Source organism: Salipiger sp. HF18 (genome assembly GCF_011806505.1).
Classification (GTDB): Bacteria; Pseudomonadota; Alphaproteobacteria; order Rhodobacterales; family Rhodobacteraceae; genus Salipiger; species Salipiger thiooxidans.
The window spans coordinates 1-568 of record NZ_JAATOS010000980.1 but is presented as its reverse complement, the minus strand read 5'-3'; the positions used below and the strand labels follow the sequence as shown (position 1 = coordinate 568).

Sequence of the window (568 nt, the reverse complement as noted above, 5' to 3'; positions counted from 1 at the left end):
CTTCGGCACGTCGCCCGACATGACACGGTTGAACTCGGCCTGCTTGCGCTCCGAGAGCGCGGCGAGGCGGGTTTCCCAGGCCTCACGCTCGGCGGCGCCACGGCTGCCGGCCTCTTCCCACCAGGACTTGATCTCGGCCGGAATCTCGAACGGGCCGGTGGTCCAGCCCCAGGCCGCCTTGGCGTCGGCGTTCTGGTCTGCGTTGGTCAGCGCGCCGTGGCCCTTGGATGTGTCCTGCGCGGCGTGACCCAGCGCGATGTGGGTCTTGCAGGCGATCATCGACGGCTGGTCGGTGACCTTCTTCGCGGCCACGATGGCGGCGTCGATGGCCTCGGGGTCGTGGCCGTCGATCTCCTGCACGTGCCAGCCCGAGGCCTTGAAGCGGGCGACCTGGTCGGTGCGGTCCGACAGCGACACCTTGCCGTCGATGGTGATGTCGTTGTTGTCCCAGAACAGGACGAGGCGGCCGAGGCCGTAGCGGCCGGCGATGCCGAGCGCCTCCTGGCTCACGCCTTCCATCAGGCAGCCGTCACCGGCGATGACATAGGTGTGGTGGTCGACGACCTGC

Annotated in this window: 1 protein-coding gene; it reads right to left on the bottom strand. The window is 69.0% G+C overall.

The genetic code is table 11. The annotated features are described in order from the left end of the window. Positions 1–568, bottom strand: a 568-nt coding sequence (locus tag HC022_RS28380; RefSeq protein WP_254885309.1) for a thiamine pyrophosphate-dependent enzyme, incomplete at both ends; no start/stop codon positions are given.